The sequence below is a fragment of the Xanthomonas indica genome (genome assembly GCF_040529045.1).
Classification (GTDB): Bacteria; Pseudomonadota; Gammaproteobacteria; order Xanthomonadales; family Xanthomonadaceae; genus Xanthomonas_A; species Xanthomonas_A indica.
Genome location: NZ_CP131914.1, coordinates 3,886,874 through 3,903,859, shown reverse-complemented (window position 1 = coordinate 3,903,859; position 16,986 = coordinate 3,886,874). Strand labels below are relative to the sequence as shown.

At 71.5% G+C, this 16,986-nt stretch carries 10 protein-coding genes; 3 read left to right on the top strand and 7 right to left on the bottom strand.

Annotated features, from left to right (window positions below):
- Positions 1-3: 3 nt before the first annotated feature.
- Together Q7W82_RS16945 and Q7W82_RS16940 are read right to left on the bottom strand one after the other, a co-directional pair.
- Positions 4-3,090: a ligand-binding sensor domain-containing diguanylate cyclase gene (locus Q7W82_RS16945; protein WP_242159454.1), complete on the bottom strand. Its 3,087-nt coding sequence runs from the start codon at positions 3,088-3,090 to the stop codon at positions 4-6.
- 111 nt (positions 3,091-3,201) lie between these two features.
- Entirely contained in the window at positions 3,202-4,584 is a 1,383-nt protein-coding gene (locus Q7W82_RS16940; RefSeq protein WP_010344168.1) for an L-serine ammonia-lyase, read from the bottom strand.
- Positions 4,585-4,671: 87 nt separating this feature from the next.
- Between Q7W82_RS16940 and Q7W82_RS16935 the strand changes: the two genes are divergently transcribed.
- Positions 4,672-4,911, top strand: a complete 240-nt coding sequence (locus Q7W82_RS16935; protein WP_242159447.1) for a glutaredoxin family protein — start codon at positions 4,672-4,674, stop codon at positions 4,909-4,911.
- A 76-nt stretch (positions 4,912-4,987) separates the two neighbouring features.
- Here Q7W82_RS16935 and Q7W82_RS16930 read toward each other — a convergent pair whose 3' ends face one another.
- Genes Q7W82_RS16930 through Q7W82_RS16920 form a run of 3 tightly spaced genes read right to left on the bottom strand, consistent with a single transcriptional unit; the run spans position 4,988 to position 6,810 of the window.
- Positions 4,988-5,557, bottom strand: coding sequence for a YceI family protein (locus Q7W82_RS16930; RefSeq protein WP_242159446.1), 570 nt, complete (start codon positions 5,555-5,557; stop codon positions 4,988-4,990).
- Between the two features lie 12 nt (positions 5,558-5,569).
- Positions 5,570-6,136, bottom strand: coding sequence for a cytochrome b (locus tag Q7W82_RS16925; protein ID WP_242159445.1), 567 nt, complete (start codon positions 6,134-6,136; stop codon positions 5,570-5,572).
- Positions 6,133-6,810: a YceI family protein gene (locus tag Q7W82_RS16920; protein WP_242159444.1), complete on the bottom strand. Its 678-nt coding sequence runs from the start codon at positions 6,808-6,810 to the stop codon at positions 6,133-6,135. The genes Q7W82_RS16925 and Q7W82_RS16920 overlap by 4 nt, the downstream gene beginning before the upstream one ends.
- Positions 6,811-7,041: 231 nt before the next feature.
- Between Q7W82_RS16920 and Q7W82_RS16915 the strand changes: the two genes are divergently transcribed.
- Together Q7W82_RS16915 and Q7W82_RS16910 are read left to right on the top strand one after the other, a co-directional pair.
- Positions 7,042-10,614 carry an ATP-binding protein gene (locus Q7W82_RS16915; RefSeq protein WP_242159443.1) on the top strand — a complete coding sequence of 1,191 codons (3,573 nt, stop codon included), beginning with the start codon at positions 7,042-7,044 and terminating at the stop codon, positions 10,612-10,614.
- Positions 10,615-10,706: 92 nt separating this feature from the next.
- Positions 10,707-14,282 (top strand): ATP-binding protein, encoded by a 3,576-nt coding sequence (locus Q7W82_RS16910; protein WP_242159442.1) that lies wholly within the window; start codon positions 10,707-10,709, stop codon positions 14,280-14,282.
- A gap of 150 nt (positions 14,283-14,432) precedes the next feature.
- Here Q7W82_RS16910 and mdtD read toward each other — a convergent pair whose 3' ends face one another.
- Entirely contained in the window at positions 14,433-15,863 is a 1,431-nt protein-coding gene (mdtD, locus tag Q7W82_RS16905; protein WP_242159441.1) for a multidrug transporter subunit MdtD, read from the bottom strand.
- A gap of 117 nt (positions 15,864-15,980) precedes the next feature.
- The gene (locus Q7W82_RS16900; protein ID WP_242159440.1) at positions 15,981-16,982 is read right to left on the bottom strand and encodes an MBL fold metallo-hydrolase; all 1,002 of its coding nucleotides are present in this window, start codon (positions 16,980-16,982) and stop codon (positions 15,981-15,983) included.
- Between the last annotated feature and the right edge of the window lie 4 nt (positions 16,983-16,986).

The following is a 16,986-nucleotide window of genomic DNA, read 5'->3' as shown; positions in this document are numbered from 1 at the left end:
GCGTTACGCCGGCGGCAGGCTGCCGCCGTTGTGCACCAGGGTCAGGCAGGCGTGGCGCTGCATCTGCCCCAGCGGTTCCTGCAGCGCCGCCAGCACCTGTTCGGCCTGCGCGCCGAGCACCGGCCGGTACGCGGCCCAGCCGTTGCGGCCCTTGGCCTTGGCCTGGTACAGCGCGCGATCGGCCAGCACCAGCAACTGTTCCCAGCCGAGCAGGTTGTCGGGATCGTGCACGAACGGAAATTCGGCCAGTCCGATCGAGCAGGTGACCCGGCCCTGGCGGCCGTGGTCGAACACGAACGGGTGCGCGGCCACCGCGCGGCACAGCCGTTCGGCGGCCATGGTGAGGTTCTCCCGCGGCGCCGAGCGCAGCACCAGCAGGAACTCCTCGCCGCCCCAGCGCACCACGTAGTCGCTTTCGCGGGTCAGCCGCACCAGCAACTGCGCCATCTGCTGCAGCACCGCGTCGCCGGTGTGGTGGCCGCCGCTGTCGTTGATCGACTTGAAGTGGTCGATGTCGATCAGCGCGAACAGCATGCCCGAGGACAGCATGTCCTCGTCGTTGGCGGCCATGCGCCGGTACAGGGCGATGTCGCTGGGAATGTGCAGCGACAGGTAGCGGCGGTTGCGCAGCTGGGTCAGTTCGTCGGTGAAGCTGGCCTCCTGCAGGCGCTGGTTGGCTGCCTGCAGCGCCTGCGTGCGTTCGCGCACCTGGCGTTCCAGGATCTCGCGCTGGCGCCGGTTGTGCAGCCGCGCCAGGCACACGGCAGACAGCAGCAGGACGAACGCGCCCAGCGCCAGCAGCAGCTTGTAGAACGCCGTTTCCTGGAAGCGCAGCGCGATGCGCAGCGGCAGCCGCGCCGGTGCCGCCGCCCACACGCCGGCATTGTTGCTGCCGGTGACCTCGAACACGTAGTCGCCGCCGGGCAGGTTGGTGTAGCTGACCGCGCGCTGGCGGATGTCGTCGAGGCTGCGCCAGCTGCGGTCGTAGCCGAGCAGGCGGTAGCGCAGCTCGACGTTCTGCGGCGCCTGGAACGAGGCGGCGGTGAACTCGAAGTCGAGGTCGCGCGCGGCTTCGGGCAGCGGCGCGGGCAGCGCCTGCGGCGTCAGCCACTGGCCCAGCGCGCGTACCCGCTCCACCACCGGCTGCGGCGCCACCGGATTCTTGACGATGCCGGCGGTGTCCAGGGCGACCACGCCGTCGCGGCTGGGCAGCCACAGCGCACCCTGCTCGATGAAGCCCTTGCCGTTGCCGGCGCCGTTGCAGCACATGCCTTGCACGCCGCCATGGCGCTGCGCGCGCTCGGTGAGCATCAGCTCGGCGTTCAGCGGCGCCTGCGGCGACGCGGCGTGGCGCTGCAGGTCGGCCAGGCGCACGCGATAGACCCCGCGCAGGCCGGCCACCCAGATCCCGCCGCGGCCGTCGTCGGCGATGAAGAAGGCGGCGTTCACCGGCAGCCCGTCCTGCTCGCCGAACGCGTGCCAGTGCGTCCCGTCGAACAACCACAACTGCTCGTTGAGGGTGCCGACCAGCCACTGCCCATCGGGCAGTTCGTGGATCGCGGTGATGTCGGCGCTGGCCAGCGCCGATCCCGGCGGGGCGAGGGCGACCAGGCGCTCGCCGCGCAGTTCGTACAGGCCCGACTGCGCGCCGATCAGCAGGCGGCCGTCGCGGGTCTCGTGGACCAGGCGCACGCGCGGATCGCGCAGGCCATCGGCCGTGCCGTAGCGGCGCAGCCGCGTGCCGTCGCTGCGGAACAGGCCGTCGTCGCTGGCGAACCACAGCCGCTGCGCGCGGTCGCGGACGATGCCGCTGACCTGTAGGTCGCGCAGCGGCGCCATCCAGGCCGGCTGGCTGAGCCGGCCGTCGCGGTACAGGGCGGCGCCGTGGCGCGTGCCGATCCACAGTTGCCCGGGTTCGGCCAGCAAGGTGTAGGGCGCCTCGTTGTGCAACTGCGCCAGACTCAGGCGCGGCTGGTAACGGCCGTCGCGCAGCTGCGACAGGCCGCTGTCGGTGCCGACCCACAGCGATCCGTCCGGATCGCGCGCCAGGGTCCAGACCAGTGCGTCGTCCAGCCCTTCGTGGGTGCTGTAGCGGCGGGTCCAGCCGTTCCACAGCCGGGTCGCGCCGTTCCAGCTGCTGCCCAGCCACAGGTTGCGCTCGCGGTCCTCGAAGATGGCGTTGACGCCGATGTTCGGCTTGCTTTCCGGGTTGCGTTCGACGATCGCGCCATCGCGCACGCGCAGCAGCGCGCCGGGCTGTCCCACCCACAGGTTGCGGTCGCTGTCCTCGAACAGGGCCTGCACCGCGCGTCGGCTCAGGCCGCTGGCATCGGGCAGCCATTGCCAGCGCCCGTCGCGGCGCAACAACAGGCCGTCGCGGGTGCCGGCCCAGACCGTGCCTTGCGCCTCCAGCAGGTGCTGCACCGGTGCGGCGCCGGCCTCCTGCGGCAGTGCCAGCGCCTCCGGCGCGTCCTGGCCGGCGACGAAGCGCAGCACGGCGCCGCGCGTCCCCACCCACAGCGCGTCGGCGCGCGGCAGCAGCGCAGAGGCGCCGCCGGCGATGCGGTAACGCAGCTGCAGGCGATCGTCCTGCACCGCGTACACGCCATCCTGCGCCGCGACCAGCACGGTGCCGCGCGCATCGGTGGCGATCGCCTCGATGTTGAGCAGCGGCGCCTGCGGATCCTGCGGCAGCAGCCTGGCGAAGCGTCCGTCGCGGTAGCGCGACAGGCCGCGGTAGGTGCCGATCCACAGGGTGCCGGCAGGATCGACGTGCAGCGCCTTGATCAGGTTGCCCGGCAGGTGCGCCGGCGCGCCCTCGTTGAACGGGGTCATGCGCACCCCGTCGAAGCGGGTCAACCCGCCCATCGTGCCGATCCACAGATAGCCCTGGCGGTCCTGCGCGAACGCCTGCACGCTCAGCTGCGGCAGGCCCTGGTCCAGGCCCCAGCCTTCACGCTCGTAGTGGTTGAACTGCTTGTCCGGCTGCAGTGCCCGCGCCTGCGGCACACACGCGCTCCACGCTGTCGAGAGCATGGCCAGCTGTAGCGCCAGCAGGCGCCAGGAGGCGTGTGGGAAACGCAAGAGCATGCCAATGCCGGATCGGCCGACGTCTCTTGCGTTAGCGGCATCGCCGCGCCGATCTTTATCCGCGCAGCGACGGGGACGCTGGCGATCGCACGGGCCAGCGTCCAAGGCGGCTCAGCACTCGATCACGTTCACCGCCAGCCCGCCGCGGCTGGTTTCCTTGTACTTGTCCTGCATGTCGCGGCCGGTGTCGCGCATGGTGCGGATCACCTTGTCCAGGGACACCTTGTGCTTGCCGTCGCCGCGCATCGCCATGCGACTGGCGTTGATCGCCTTGACCGCCCCCATCGCATTGCGCTCGATGCACGGAATCTGCACCAGGCCGCCGATCGGGTCGCAGGTCAGGCCCAGATTGTGCTCCATGCCGATCTCGGCCGCGTTCTCGATCTGCCCCGGCTTGCCGCCGAGCGCGGCGACCAGGCCGCCGGCCGCCATCGAGCAGGCCACGCCGACCTCGCCCTGGCAGCCGACCTCGGCGCCGGAGATGGAGGCGTTTTCCTTGTACAGGATGCCGATCGCCGCGGCGGTGAGCAGGAAGTCGAACACGCGCTGTTCGTCGGCGCCGGGGCAGAAGCGGTCGAAGTAGTGCAGCACCGCCGGAATGATGCCGGCCGCGCCATTGGTGGGCGCGGTGACCACGCGGCCGCCGGCGGCGTTTTCTTCGTTGACCGCCAGCGCGTACAGGTTGACCCAATCCAGCGTGGTCAGCGGATCGCGCATCGCCGCTTCCGGCTTGGACGACAGTTCGCGGTACAGCGCCGGCGCGCGCCGCGAGACGTGCAGGCCGCCGGGCAGGGTGCCTTCCTCGCGGATGCCGCGCGTCACGCAGGCCTGCATCGCGCCCCAGATCTCGCGCAGGCCGGCGCGGATCTCGTCCTCGCTGCGCCAGCACTTCTCGTTCTCGAACATCAGCGCGGCGATGCTCAGGCCGCTGCGCGCGGCCTGCGCCAGCAGTTCGTCGCCGCTCTTGAACGGGTAGGGCAGCGGCGTCTCGTCGGCGACGATGCGGTCGTCGGCGGCGTCGTCCTGGTTGACCACGAATCCGCCGCCGACCGAGTAGTAGTCGCGGGTGGCGACGACTTCGTCGTTGGCGGCATAGGCGGTGAAGCGCATGCCGTTGGTGTGGTACGGCAGCTTCTGCCGCTTGTTCATCGCCAGGTCGCGCTTCTCGTCGAAGGCAATCTCGTGCTGGCCGAGCAGGTTGATGCGCTTGCTGCCGCGGATGCGCTCCAGCGCGCCGGGAATGATGTCCGGGTCGATCAGGTTCGGACGCTGGCCTTCCAGGCCCAGCAGCACTGCCTTGTCGGTGCCGTGGCCGCGCCCGGTCAGGGCCAGCGAGCCGAACACCTCCGCACGCACCCGCACCACGTCCTGCAGGCGGCCCTGGTCGAACAGCCAGCGGTGCACGAAGCGCTCGGCGGCGCGCATCGGCCCCACGGTATGCGAGGAACTCGGCCCGATGCCGATCTTGAACAGGTCGAAGGTGCTGACAGCCATGCGCGTGCCGAAGGGGTGGGCGAAAGACCGTCTATTCTATGCTTCCGGCGTGCGGCACAGGTCCGCAGCGCAGCATTGGACGCGAGCATGTCCCTGACCCTGTACCAGCGCGACGACTGCCATCTGTGCGACCAGGCCCTGCAGGTGCTGGCGCAGGCGCGCGTGGCCGAGCCGGACAGCGTGTTCATCGACGACGACGCGGTGCTGGAGGCGCGCTACGGCGTGCGCGTGCCGGTGCTGCGCGCCGCGGACGGGCGCGAACTGGACTGGCCGTTCGATGCCGCCGGCGTGCGCGCGTGGCTGGCCGCGTTGGACGAACGCGCCTGAGCCGCGCATAAAAAAAGCGGCGGACCCGACGAGGAAATCCGCCGCTCAGCGGCCGCGCGCCGCGGCCTGTGGCGAATCACTTCGCCTTGAATACCACCTTGGTGCTGATCGCGGTTTCGTTGGGGATGATCTTGGTATCGGCCCAGTCGCCGCCGCCCACGCCGAAGTCCAGGCGCTTGACCGTGGCCTTGCCGGCCAGCACCGGTTGCGCGCCCGGGGTCCAGGTGAAGGTCAGGGTCACCGGCTTGGACACGCCGCGCAACTCCAGGGTGCCGTCGGCGGCGAACTGGTTGTTGCCCAGTGCGCGGAACTTGTCGGCGCGGTAGTGCGCGGTGGCGAACTTGGCGACGTTGAAGAAGTCCGGGCCCTGCAGGGTGGAGTCGCGGTCGTTGTTGCCGCTCTTGGCGCCGGCCAGCGGGATGGTCACGTCGAGCTTGGCGCCGGCCAGGTTGGCCGGGTCGAAGCTGAGCTTGGTGTCGAAGCCGGGGAACTGGCCGGTGAACACTTCGCCGTCGTACTTGCTGGCGAACACCAGGGTCGAGCCGGGGGCCTGCACATAGTCGGCGGCCTGGACCGCCGGAGCGGCGGCGAGCAGGGCCACCAGGCTGGCGGCGACGGCGGCGGGGGACGCGAAACGGGTCGACATCGAAACGGCTCCTCAGGACTTGGGGGTGAGCCAACCGCGCGGCAGCATCCGCGCCAGGGTGGCATCGCGTTGGAACAGGTGGTGGTAGAAGGCGGCGCCGGCATGCGCCAGGACCACCGCGATCAGCAGCCAGAAGCCCCACTCGTGCACCGCGTGCGACAGGTCGCGCAGATGCTCGTTCGGAGCGCTGAGCTTGGGCACGGCGACCAGGCCGAACCAGCGGAACGGGCGCAGGCCGCTGCTGGAGTCGTACAGCCAGCCGGACAGCGGGAGGGCGAAGATCATCACGTACAGCAGCACATGGGTGGCGCTGGCGATGCGCTCCTGCCAGCTGGGCGTGCCCGGCACCGGCTTGGGCGCGCCGGCGTACAGGCGCCAGCCCAGCCGCACGATCACCAGCGCCAGCACGGTCAGGCCCAGCGACTTGTGCGCGGTGTAGACCCAGAAATACTTGGGCGTCTTCGGCAGCTCGCCCATGGTCAGGCCGACCACGCCGAGCAGCAGGATCAGGGCGGCGATCAACCAGTGCAGGGTCTGGCTGACGCTCCCCCAGCGTTCGGCGCTGTTGCGTGCGCTCATGGCGTGTCGTCCTGCGCGGCCGGCGCCGCTGGCGCGGGGGTATCGGTGGGTGCGGCCGGTGTGCTGCTGCTCGGTGCCGGCTCCGGCTCGGCCTTGGCGCCGCCTTCGCGGGTGGCCTCGGCCTCGATGCGCAGGTCCACCGTGCCGCCGATCACCGACGGCCAGGCACTGATGCCGAAGTCGGCGCGCTGCAGCGTGGCGGTGGCGGAGAAGCCGGCGGTGCGGCGGAACGGCGGCAGCGGATGGCGCTTCACTGCGTTCAGGGTCACGTCCAGGGTCACCTCGCGGGTGACGGCGTGCAGGGTCAACTGCCCGATCACCTTGGCGTGCTGCGCGTCGATCGGCTCCACGCGGGTGGAGACGAACTGCGCCTCCGGGTAGTGCTCGCCATCGAGCAAGTTGTGCGCCAGCGCGGCGCGGTTCCATTTCTCGTCGCCCAGGTCCAGCCGCTGCAACGGCACCCGCGCCTGCAGCCGCGCGCTGCGCCAGTCGTCCGGGTCGAACACCAGGGTACCGGTGCTGCCGGACACGGTGCCCAGCGCCTTGGAGAACCCGGCGTGCTCGATCGCGAACAGCACCCGCGTGTGCACCGGGTCCAGCGCGTACTGCGCCGGCGCGGCGAAGACGGCGCCCGGCAAGGCCAGCAGGAGGGCCACGAGAGAGGGTTTGAGCATGGAGCGGCGCCGCGCGGGGAGGTCGCCGGATTCTAGTCACAGTCCGGCCCGGCTGCGTACCTGCGGCGCGTAACGGTTCGTTGCATGCCGCGACAGGTGTGATTTTTACGCCGGCGCGGGGTATAAGAACGCTGCCGCGGCGAGCGGCACACGGAGCGGCCGCCGCGCGCGTCCGGCCCCGGCAGTGCGCCGGTGTTCATCCGCCGACGTCCCTTGCCGGAGCCGATGTCCATGTCCCCCATCCCGCGTTCCCCACGCCCGTGGCGCCGCTGGGGGCTGCTGTGCCTGTTGGCGCTGGCCGGCCTCTGCGCCGACGCCTGCGCCGGCGTGCCGGAACTGCCGCGGTTCCGGGTGTTCTCCAGCGAGCAGGGGCTGCCGTCCAGCGACATCTCCGCGCTGCAGCTGGACCGCGACGGCTATCTCTGGATCGCCAGCGGCGACGGCCTGGCCCGCTACGACGGGCGCGAGTTCCGGGTCTGGCGCCACGACCCGGCCGATCCGGCCTCGCTGCGCTGCAACTACGTGCAGGACATGCACATCGACGCGCGCGACCGCATCTGGGTGGCCTGCGAGGGCGGCGGGCTGAGCGTGCTCGGCGCGGACCGGCGCGGCTTCCGCCACTTCAACATGGCCACGCAGCCGGCGATGCGCAGCGACGAGGTGTTCGCCATCGCCAGCCGCGGCGACGCGGTGTTCTTCGGCACCTACCGCGGCGGCCTGTACCGGCTGGGCGGCGATGGCCGGGTGCAGCGCATCCGCGCCGGCGACCCGGCGGTGGACGCGATGCTCGACAGCGCGGTGCTGACCCTGGCCTTCGACGATGCCGGGGTGCTGTGGGTGGGCACCTTCAAGGGCCTGCTGCGCTACGACGGCCAGCGCGTCAGCGCGTATCGCATCGACGACGGCGTGCCGGACAAGGCGCAGGTGATCACGTCGATCACCCCGCTCGGCGACGGCCTGTGGTTCAGCGGCAATACCGGCCTGTTCCGGCGCGACAGCGCCGGGCGCTGGCTGCGCGCGGACTGGGTCGACGCGCTGCACCGCGCGGTCAGCGCCATCGCCGAGGACGGCGCCGGCGGTTACTGGCTCGGCAATGGCGAGGGCCTGTGGCACAAGCCGGCCGACGGGCCGGCGCGGCGGGTGGATACCGGTGGCGCGGCGGTGTCCGGCGCCAGCGTGGTGGAGGCGGTGCTGCGCGACCGCGAAGGCGGCCTGTGGGTACCGCTGCCGACGCGCGGCCTGGGCTACCTGCGCCCGGACTGGCGCCGCCTGGCGGTGCTGGGCACCGCGCAGGGCCTGCCCGCCGACCAGTACGTCGGCCTGGCGCCGGCGCGGGCCGGTGGAGCCTGGCTGCTCGGCTCCGGCGCCAGCGTCTTCCGCCTCGACACCACCAACGGTGCGCTGAGCGCGCCGCACTGGGCCAACGGCGCGCCGAGCGGACGCATGCTGTCGGTGCTGGATGACCCGCGTGGGGCGCTATGGATCGGCGGCAGCAGCACGCTGCTGCGCGGCCCGCTGGACGGCGGCAACCTGCAGCGCTGGACCCGCGCCGCCGGCGAGGCCGATGCGATCCCGGACGGCACCCTGGCCTGGCTGCAACTGGACGCGCGCCAGCGGTTGTGGATCGCCGCGCCGGGCTACGGCCTGCAGGTGCGCGATGGCGCCGGCCACGTCCTGCAGAACATCCCCGGCGGCCAGCACGGCCTGGCCGGGACCGACATCGCCGCCTTCGCGATGGCCCCCGACGGGGTGCCGTGGGTGGCCGCCGAGCGCTTCCAGCACTGGGACGAGGCGGCCGGGCAGTTCCGTACGCCGCCGGAGCTGGCCGGCGAGAAGGTGCAGTCGTTCGCCTTCGCTGACGCGCGCACGCTGTGGCTGCATCGCCTGTCCGGCCTGGAGCTGTGGCGGTACACCGGCACGCACTGGCAGCGCAGCCAGCGCTACGCGGTGGCCGACGGCCTGCCGGCCACCGAGTCCAGCGCGCTGGTCGCCGATCCGCAGGGCCGCGCCTGGCTGGGCATGCGCCGCGGCCTGTTCCGGGTCGATCCGCGGCGCACCCCGGCGGTGCGCGCGTTCGGCACCCGCGACGGGCTCGGCAGCCAGGAGCTGGTGCGGCGCGGCCTGTTGATGACCGCCGACGGCGTGCTGGTGGCCGCGGCTGCCGACGGCAGCGTGGCGCTGCTGGACACGCAGCAGCCGGATCCGGTGCCGGTGCCGCTGTCCCTGAGCATGGAGAGCGTGCAGGTGCGGCGTGGCCCGCGCCTGCTGACCCTGCCGACGCGCGGCGACTTCACCCTGCGCTCGGACGACCGCGACCTGCGCGTGGCGGTGCGGCTGCTGTCCTACATCGATCCCGAGCACATCGTCTACCGCTTCCGCCTGCCGGGCTACGACCGCGACTGGGTCAGCACCGGCGCCAGCGGCGAACGCACCCTGCCGCAGCTGCCCGACGGCGCGCAGGTGCTGGAGATCCAGGCGCGCACCCGCAACGGTGCCTGGTCGCCGACGCTGCGCCTGCCGTTCCGGGTGCAGCCGCCGTGGTGGCGCAGCGTCTGGGGCATCGTCGGGATGCTCGCCACCGCCGGCCTGCTGCTGCTGGTGTCGCTGCGCGCCTACCGGCGCCGCCTGGGCCGCCAGCATGCTTGGGAACTGGCCTTGCACAAGCAGGAACTGGCCGAGCAGGCCTCGCTGGCCAAGACCCGGTTCCTGGCCACGCTCGGCCACGAGGTACGCACACCGCTGACCGGGGTGCTGGGCATGAGTGAACTGTTGCTGGCCACGCCGCTGGATCCCAAGCAGCGCGGCTATACCGAGTCGATCCGTCGCGCCGGCACCCACCTGCTGCATCTGGTCAACGACGCGCTGGACCTGGCGCGGATCGAGGCCGGGCGCCTGCGCCTGGAGTCGCAGCCGTTCGCGCTGCAGGCGCTGATCGCCGAGGTGGTCAACCTGATGGCGCCGCTGGCGCAGGCGCGCGGGCTGCGCTTCGATCTGCACGACGCCATGCCCGGCCCGACCACGGTGGAAGGCGATGCGCTGCGGGTGCGGCAGATCCTGCTGAACCTGCTCGGCAACGCGATCAAGTTCACCAACAGCGGCTCGGTGGCGCTGACGGTGGCGCCGGCGCAGGACAGCCACGGGCTGTGCATCGAGGTGGCCGACACCGGTCCGGGCATCGGCGCCGAGCAGCAGGCGCGGCTGTTCCAGCGTTTCGAACAGGGCGACGGTCCGCGCACCGCGGTGCGCCAAGGCGGCAGCGGCCTGGGCCTGGCGATCAGCCAGGAACTGGCGATGGCGATGGGCGGGCGCATCCAGGTCGAGAGCCGGCTCGGGCACGGCGCGCGTTTCCGCGTGGGGCTGCCGCTGCGCTGGCGCCCGGCGCAGGAACCGGCGGTGGTGGTGCCGGCGGCGGCCCCGCGGGCGCGCACCGCGCTGCGCATCCTGCTGGTCGAGGACGAACCGACCGTGGCCCAGGTGATGGTCGAACTGCTGCGCGGCCGCGGGCACAAGGTGGTGTGGGCCGCGCACGGCCTGGAGGCGCTGACCGAGGCCAGCCAGGGCAGCTTCGACATCGGCCTGCTCGACCTGGACCTGCCGGCACTCGACGGCCTGGCGCTGGCGCGGCAGTTGCGCATGCTGGGCTACGGCTTCCCGCTGCTGGCGGTGACCGCACGTTCCGACGGCGAGGCCGAGGCGGCGGCACGCGCGGCCGGATTCGCCGGATTCGTGCGCAAGCCGGTCACCGGGCAGATGCTGGAAGCCGCGATCGACGCGGTGCTGGACGGCGCGCCGCCGCCGCTCTGAGCCGATGCCGGGCCGGTTGCCAGCGCCGGCGCTTATCGCCGACGATGGCACCGGTGACGCGGGACGGATGCCCGTCGGGGGAGACAGAGGCGATGCGGTCGAGACGGATCTTGGGATGGCTGCTGCTGGCGTGGTCCGCCGTCGCCGGCGCGGCAGTGCCGCCGACGCCGCAGCCGCGCCAGCTGACCGTGGCCGACGGCCTGCCGTCCAACAGCATCAACGGCTTTGCCGAGGACAAGCTCGGCTATCTGTGGCTGGCCAGCAGCGACGGCCTGGCCCGCTTCGACGGACGCGGCTACCGCATCTGGCGGATCGAGGACGGCCTGCATGCCAACAAGATCTGGTGCGTGCACGTGGACGCGCAGAACCGGGTCTGGTTCGGGACCGACGGCGCCGGCCTGGGCATGCTCTCGGCCGACCGCCGCCAGTTCCGCTATTACGATCGCAGCACGTATCCGCAGATCGGCGGCACCACGGTGTGGGCGATCGCCTCCACGCCAGACGGCAGCATCTGGTTCGGCACCGCCACCGGCGGCCTGCACCAGGTGCAGCCGGACGGCCGCCTGCGCCGCTTCATGCCGATCCCCGGCGATGCGCGCAGCCTGCCTTCGGCGACCGTCACGCACTTGGCGACCACGGCCGACGGCACCCTGTGGGTGGGGACCCGCAGTGGCCTGGCGCGCTGGACCGGGCACGACTTCCAGCGCGTCGACGCCGCCGCGCTGCCGCGGCCGGAGGTGCAGGGGCTGACCCCCGAACGCGACGATACCCTGTGGGTGTCCACCCAGGGCGGGGTGCGCCTGCTGCGCGCCGATGCCAGCGTGGTGGAGCCGTACTGGCGCAACGTGCCCGACGAGAGCGTGCTGGCGATGCTGGTCCACGACCGCCACGGCACGCGCTGGTTCGACACCATGGACGGGCTGGGCCGCGAGAGCGAGTCCGGCGTGATCCGCAACGTGCCGCTGTACAGCAACTCCGCGCACGGGCTGGTCAAGCCGAACTGGGCGCTGGCCTTCGAGGACCGCGAGGGCGGCCTGTGGTTCGCCAGTTCCAATGCCGGCCTGTGGCACCTGCCGGCGAACTGGCAGCAGTTCTCGGTACTGTCCTACCGCGTGGACGACCCGGAGTCGATGGGCAATCCCTACGTGCTCGGCACCGCCGCCTCCCGCGATGGCGGCGTGTGGCTGGCCGGCACGCGTGGCGTGCTGGACAAGCTGGATCCGGGCACCGGTGTCGTGCATCGGCACATGCAGGCGATGTTCGGGCGCGACTGGTCGCGCGCGATCGCCGAGGATCCGCAAGGGCGGCTGTGGGCGGCGACCTTCGGCGGGCTGCTGCGCTACGACCCGGTCAGCGGCGAGGTGCGGCGCTGGGCCAAGGATGCCGCCGTCGACCCGGCGATGCCGGCGGAAGTGGAGAAAATCGCCTTCAGCAGCGACCGCCACGCGTGGATCTTCAGCGATATCGGCGGCGTGCAGGTGCGCGACCTCGACGGCCGCGTGCTGCGCACCATGGCGCCGGGAACCGCCGGCCTGCCCGCGGAACTGGTGGTGGCGGAAGTGCGGCCCGGGCCGCAGGGCCAGCTCTGGCTGCTGGGGCAGCACGGCCTGCTCGCCTGGGATCCGGCGCAGGCACGTTTCGCGCCCGTGCCCGGCGCGCCGCAGCGGCCGCTGAGCACCTTCGCGATCAGCGACGGCAATGTGGTGTGGCTGGCCGGCGTCGGCCAACTGGAGCGCTATCTGTGGGATGGCCGCCGGTTGAGCCTGCTCGACCGCATCGATGCCGATCAGGAATTCCCGGCCCTGGCGCCGAATGGCCTGGTGGTCGACGCCAGTGGCGTGGCCTGGCTGAGCAGCGTGCGCGGGCTGATCCGGGTCGATCCGGCGAGCAAGGCGATCCGCTCCTATGGCGTGCACGACGGCCTGCCGAACCAGGAGTTCCGCGCCCGCACCCTGGTGCAGGCGCGCAGCGGGCAGATCCTCGGCGGCACCCCGGACGGGGTGGTGCTGTTCGAGCCGGCGCAGGTGGTGCCGTCGCGGCGACAGCCGCCGCTGGTGATCGAGCGCATCGGCGTGCGCCGCGGCGAGCGCGGGCTGGATCTGCTGCATGCCGACCATATCGCGCTGCAGGAAGGCGACCGCGATCTGCACGTGGTCGCACGCCTGCTGTCGTTCTCCGACACCGACGCCAATACCTACCGCTTCCGCCTCAGCGGCTACGACCCGGACTGGGTCGACGTGGGTGCCAGCGGCGAGCGGCTGTTCTCGCGGCTGCCGTCGGGCCACTACACCCTGGAGATGCAGGCGCGTACGGCCGACAAGGTGTGGTCGAAGGTGATCACGCTGCACTTCCGCGTCTTGCCGCCGTGGTGGCGCAGCCCCTGGGGCGTGGCCGGGCTGGCGGTGCTCGCGGTGCTGGCGCTGTGGCTGCTGGCCTACCTGTACCGGCGCCGCCTGCGCCGGCGCGCCGCCTGGCAACTGGCGGTGCACAAGCAGGAAGTGGCCGAGCAGGCCTCGCTGGCCAAGACCCGCTTCCTGGCCACGCTCGGCCACGAAGTGCGCACGCCGATGACCGGCGTGCTGGGCATGAGCGAACTGCTGCTGGCCACGCCGCTGGACCCCAAGCAGCGCCGCTACACCGAATCGATCCGCGACGCCGGCTCGCACCTGCTGCGCCTGGTCAACGATGCGCTGGATCTGGCGCGGATCGAGGCCGGGCGGTTGGAACTGGAGCAGCAGCCGTTCGACCTGGTCCGGCTGATCGCCGAACTGGAAGCGATGATGGGGCCGATGGCGCGCGGCCGCGGCCTCGCCTTCGCCCTGGACAACGCCATGCCGCCGCACGTCACCGCGCGCGGCGACGCCACGCGGGTGCGGCAGATCCTGCTGAACCTGCTCAACAACGCCATCAAGTTCACCGAGCACGGCAGCGTGCAGTTGCGGGTGGCGCCGCTGCAGCCGCAGCAGGGCGTGCGTTTCGAGGTCGCCGATACCGGGCCGGGCATCAATGCCGAACAGCAGGCGCGGCTGTTCCAGCGCTTCGAGCAGGCCGACGGACCGCGTACCGCCGCACGCTACGGCGGCAGCGGCCTGGGCCTGGCGATCAGCCAGGAACTGGCGGTGGCGATGGGCGGACGCATCGAACTGCGCAGCCGCCTCGGTGCCGGCACCCGTTTCCTGGTCGAACTGCCGTTGCCGTGGACGCCCGAGCCGCTGCCGCAGGCGCCGCGCGACACCCGCGGCTCCAGCAGCGCCGCGACGCCGCAGCGGATCCTGCTGGTCGAGGACGACCCGACCGTGGCCGAGGTGGTCGGCGGCCTGCTGCGCGCACGCGGCCACCACGTCACCCACGCCGCGCACGCGCTGGCCGCGCTGACCGAAGCGGCGGCGAGCAGCTTCGATATCGCGCTGCTGGATCTGGACCTGCCGGGCCTGGACGGCCTGGCCCTGGCGCGGCAGTTGCGCGCCTTCGGCTACGCCATGCCGCTGATCGCGGTCACCGCCCGCGCCGACGCCGACGCCGAACCGCAGGCCCGCGCCGCCGGCTTCAGCGGCTTCCTGCGCAAACCGGTGACCGGCGAGATGCTGGCCGACGCGGTGGAGGGGGAGCCGGGCGTCGACGAAGTGCCAGGAGCCGGGGAGCGCGATGGCAACGACGGTGGCCCTTAGCCCACGCGTCGCGCCGCCGTCGTCGTCGTAGGAGCGGCTTCAGCCGCGACGGGGCGTTCCCGGTGATGCCCCGTCGCGGCTGAAGCCGCTCCTGCGAGAGCCCCAGCCCGTAACGCGCCGCCGTTACGAATCTCCAATCCCCAATCCCGGCTACTCCGCCACCTCTTCCACCTGCTTCGGATGCGGCCGGGTATCCGGCAACTGCCAGAAGATCAGCGTCGAGGTCAGGGTGATGGCGCCGACGCAGACGAAGGTCGCGTGCAGCGCCGCGGTGGCGCCGTGGGTATCGCCGAGGTGGGTGTTGAACGCCGCCAGCAGGCTGCCGGCCGCCGCGGCGCCGAAGCCGGTGGCCAGCATCATCACCATCGACAGCAGGCTGTTGCCGGCGCTGGCCTGGTCGCGGTCCAGGTCGCGCAGGGTCACCGTGTTCATGACGGTGAACTGCAGCGAGTTGACCGCGCCGAACAGCGCCAGCTGCAGCAGCCGCCAGCCCAGCGGCTGGCCGGCGTCGAACAGCAGGAAGCTGGCCATCGCGGTGCCGACCAGCACCGTGTTGGTCATCAGCACCCGGCGGTAGCCGAAGCGTTCCACCAGCTTCACCGCCGCGCGCTTGGAGGCCATGCCGGCCAGCGCCACGGGGATCATCATCAGGCCGGCGTCCATCGGGCTCATGCCCAGGCCTACCTGCAGCAGCAGCGGGATCAGGAACGGCATGCTGCCGCTGCCCACGCGTGAGAACAGGTTGCCGAGGATGCCGATGCGGAAGCTGACGACCTTGAACAGGTGCAACGGGAACAGCGGTGCCGCCGCGTTGGCCGCGTGCAGCCAGTAACCGATCAGTGCCGCCAGCCCGCCGATCGCCAGCAGCATCACGAAGGCGTGGCGCAGGCCCAGCTCGGAGATGCCGTCCAGCGCCAGCGACAGCGCGACCATGCCGAAGGCCAGCATCGCGTAGCCGACCAGGTCGAAGCGGGTGCGCTGCTCGCCGTAGAAGTCCGGCATGATCTTCAGCGCGGCGGCGAACCCGATCGCGCCGATCGGCAGGTTGATCAGGAACACCCAGTGCCAGGACGCCACCTGCACCAGCCAGCCGCCCAGGGTCGGCCCGACCAGCGGCCCGATCAGCGCGGGGATGGCGATGAAGCTCATCGCGCTGAGGAACTGCGCGCGCGATACCGAGCGCATCACCGCCAGCCGGCCGACCGGCAGCAGCATCGCGCCGCCGATGCCCTGCAGCACGCGCGCGGCCACCAGATACGGCAGCCGCGGCGCCGCCGCGCACAGCAGCGAGCCGAGGGTGAACAGCACGATCGCGGTCAGGAAGGTGCGGCGCGTGCCGTAGCGGTCGGCGATCCAGCCCGAGGCGGGAATGAACATCGCCACCGCCAGCGCATAGCTGAAGACCACCGACTGCATCTGCAGCGGGCTTTCGCCGAGGCTGCGCGCCATCGCCGGCAACGCGGTGTTGACGATGGTGGCATCGAGCATCTGCATGAAGATGGCCAGCGACACCAGCCACAGCAGCGGACGGAAACTGCGCGCGTTGGGAACGGCGATCGGATCGGAGGAGGGCGCGGACATCGGCACGCAGGGCAACGTGAGGGGGGAATAGGATCGCGCACATCGCGTTGCGGCGTCGTGCAGCCGCGGGCGGTCAACGCGACGGGATGCCCGGGCACCGTCGTCGTCGGCGTACCGTCAGATTTCCATGAGGTCCTTGCCGACCACGATGTTGCCCTTGAAGTGCCGACGCACGTCCTTGGTCCACATGTCGTCGGTGATGGTGGGGTCGCCGCCGGGCACGAAGTGGCTCAGCACCAGCGTCCCTACGCCTGCTGCCGCGGCGATTCTGCCGACCTGCTCCGTCGTCGTGTGGCTCTTGAGCAGATGGTCGAGCAGTGTGGGAGCGTTGTCGTTCGTTTTCAGCAGCTTTTCCAGGGCGGGCAGATACATGACTTCGTGCACGAGCACGTCGGCCCCTTTGGCGAAACTGGCGAGACGTTCGTCATAGCGGGTGTCGCCTGAGAAGACGACGGTGCGCTCACGCGTTTCGAAGCGGTAGGCGAATGCCGGCTTGATCGTGTAGTGATCGACGAGCGTCGCGCTCACGCGGACCTGATCGTTTTCCAGCACCGTGCGCGGCGCATCGAATTCGTGGACGTTGACGAGCGGACGGAAAGGCGGACGGCCTTCCTCGCGGGTTCGCACGTCGAGGTCGATGGCATTCATATCGACGAAATCGTCGACCATCTTCCCGATACGCGGCGGCCCATACAGATGCACCGGCGTCTGCAGCCCGCTTGCCCACGCGAGGAACACGAGGTTCAGCAGATCGGCGTTGTGATCGGAGTGGTGGTGCGTGATGAAGATGTCGCGGATCGCCGGCAGCCTGATTCCGGCTTTCGTGAGTTGCTGCGCGACGCCGTTGCCGCAATCCACGACGTATGGCTGTCCATCGACCAGCAGCACATTGGCCGGCGCCGCCCGCAACGCGGAGGGAGTGGGGCCACCCTTGGTGCCGAGCAGGATCAGTTTCGTGCCGCGTTCGGTGCCGCCTCGGCCGCCGGAAGAAGGCGACGTGTTGCCGGCGGACGTTTCGGCTCGCGCCGGCGTGAGCCACGGAAGCGACGCGAAACCTGCGGCTGTGACCGCCACGCGCATGAAGTCCCGGCGCGAACGGCTCAAGCGTTGTTCACTCATCCGT

Coding starts and splice junctions, on each gene's coding strand:
- Q7W82_RS16945 (WP_242159454.1), bottom strand. CDS start 3,090: ATGCTCTTGCGTTTCCCACACGCCTCCTGGCGCCTGCTGGCGCTACAG.
- Q7W82_RS16940 (WP_010344168.1), bottom strand. CDS start 4,584: ATGGCTGTCAGCACCTTCGACCTGTTCAAGATCGGCATCGGGCCGAGT.
- Q7W82_RS16935 (WP_242159447.1), top strand. CDS start 4,672: ATGTCCCTGACCCTGTACCAGCGCGACGACTGCCATCTGTGCGACCAG.
- Q7W82_RS16930 (WP_242159446.1), bottom strand. CDS start 5,557: ATGTCGACCCGTTTCGCGTCCCCCGCCGCCGTCGCCGCCAGCCTGGTG.
- Q7W82_RS16925 (WP_242159445.1), bottom strand. CDS start 6,136: ATGAGCGCACGCAACAGCGCCGAACGCTGGGGGAGCGTCAGCCAGACC.
- Q7W82_RS16920 (WP_242159444.1), bottom strand. CDS start 6,810: ATGCTCAAACCCTCTCTCGTGGCCCTCCTGCTGGCCTTGCCGGGCGCC.
- Q7W82_RS16915 (WP_242159443.1), top strand. CDS start 7,042: ATGTCCCCCATCCCGCGTTCCCCACGCCCGTGGCGCCGCTGGGGGCTG.
- Q7W82_RS16910 (WP_242159442.1), top strand. CDS start 10,707: ATGCGGTCGAGACGGATCTTGGGATGGCTGCTGCTGGCGTGGTCCGCC.
- mdtD (WP_242159441.1), bottom strand. CDS start 15,863: ATGTCCGCGCCCTCCTCCGATCCGATCGCCGTTCCCAACGCGCGCAGT.
- Q7W82_RS16900 (WP_242159440.1), bottom strand. CDS start 16,982: ATGAGTGAACAACGCTTGAGCCGTTCGCGCCGGGACTTCATGCGCGTG.